Genomic DNA, 1,567 nt, shown 5'->3' with positions numbered 1-1,567 from the left:
GGAAATGATCTGGAAGAGGAGCCTGCTGCCCTCCTCGTCTATGGGCAGGTAGCCGAACTCGTCGATGATGAGAAGTCGGGCCTTGCCGATGCTCGCGAGTTCCCGGTCGAGCCGGTTCTCCTGCTGGGCGCGGCGCAGACGCATGAGCAGTCCGGTCGCGGTGAAGAAGCGCACCGGGACGCCCCGCTCGCAGGCGAGCCGTCCGATCGCGATGGCCAGGTGGCTCTTGCCGGTGCCGACGGGCCCGTAGAGCACGAGGTCCTCGCATCCGGCGACGAAGTCGAGGTTCTCGAGCTGCGCGCGCCCCCAGTCGGCGGGCATCTTCAGGTTGGTCCAGTCATAGCCGTCGAGGGTCTTGTCGGCGGGGAAGCCGGCCTGTTTGAGCAGGCGCAGGCGTTTGGATCGCTCGCGCGAGTCGAGTTCGGCCGTAAACCATCGTTCGATGAAGTCGAGCTGGTTGGGCGTGGCCTCGGCGAGCGTCCCGGCGAGCACGCTGCGTGTCAGGGTCAGGCTGCGGCTCATCTTCAGGATGCGTTCGCTTTTCTCGGTCGTGGACGCGCGCCTGCGTCGGGTCTCCGGGATCACCGGATCGGGTCTGACGCTCACCGTTCTTCCCCTCCGTCGTCCGTGCCGGTGATGAACCGGTCGTAGCCGCTCAGGTCGGGCTCCTCGATCCCGCCGGGGTATTCCCACTCGCCGTCGCGCATGCGCAACGCGATCGGGGTGAGCGAGTCCGCGTGCAGGCCCATGTCCCTGTTCGAGCGCAGGATCTCGCCGCACGCCTGCATCGCGGGATCGAACCCGGCCGCCCGGCACGCGTCCCCGATCGCTTTGAGGCTCTCCCTCAACGTCTTTTCGTCCATGGAATCAAGCCACGCGCGTATATCGTCGGGCACGTCCGGGCGGATCGAGCTTTCCCGCCACGCGCGGGGTTTGACCGCGAGCCGGGGAAGCACGAGCGCGGGATCCTCCACATTGCGCGACCGTCCGTACTGTCTGGGATACTCCGCGAAGAGCTCGCCGGTGGCGGGCGAGGTGAGCGTGACCGTGTCCCACCGGATCGCGGCCAATACCCTGGAACGCGCCGAATCGGGGCCGGCGAGGTACCGGTTCGAGTCGATGTCGACCAGCCCGTACTTGTCGGCCGTCCGGCTTTCCCAGCGAACCGGGTCGAACGCCGTGGACGGCAACGGCATCAACGCGGCCCTCTCCTCGTCGAACACCTCGGCCACGGGCACGTCCAGCAACCTCGGGCAATACGAGTCCCTGGCGAGCCCGTCGCACCGCTCCAGCAGGAGACGGCTCAACTGCCCATACGATTCCGCGCGCATGGGCGGCACCATGAGATTGCGCCGCAAAAACCCGACCGCGTTCTCCACGCTGCCCTTCTCGTTGCCCGAATACGGGTTGCAGAACCGGACCTCGAGCCGGTAATGCGCCACGAACGCGGAGAACACCCCGGTCAACGCGACCTCGCCCTTCGCGTTGCGCCGGCCGGCACCGGTCGCGTTGTCCATCACGATCACGGGAGGAACACCCCCGATATGCTCGAACACGAGCATCAGGC

The 1,567-nt window shown here is 67.1% G+C and carries 1 protein-coding gene and 1 pseudogene; both read right to left on the bottom strand.

All coding sequences use genetic code 11. The features are described 5' to 3' along the window. The coding region (istB, locus tag AB5Z01_RS13690; protein WP_368365618.1) for an IS21-like element ISBlo1 family helper ATPase IstB at positions 1 to 585 on the bottom strand (585 nt) is incomplete at its 3' end. A 17-nt stretch (positions 586 to 602) separates the two neighbouring features. After that, a pseudogene (locus AB5Z01_RS13685) lies at positions 603 to 1,567 on the bottom strand (IS21 family transposase); the annotation flags it as partial.

The organism is Ruminococcus sp. RTP21359st1_H3_RTP21359_211015 (assembly GCF_040909065.1).
GTDB classification, from domain to species: domain Bacteria; phylum Bacillota; class Clostridia; order Oscillospirales; family Ruminococcaceae; genus Hominimerdicola; species Hominimerdicola aceti.
Note: the sequence above shows the minus strand (reverse complement) of the source record. Positions and strands in the feature narration are given on the sequence as shown.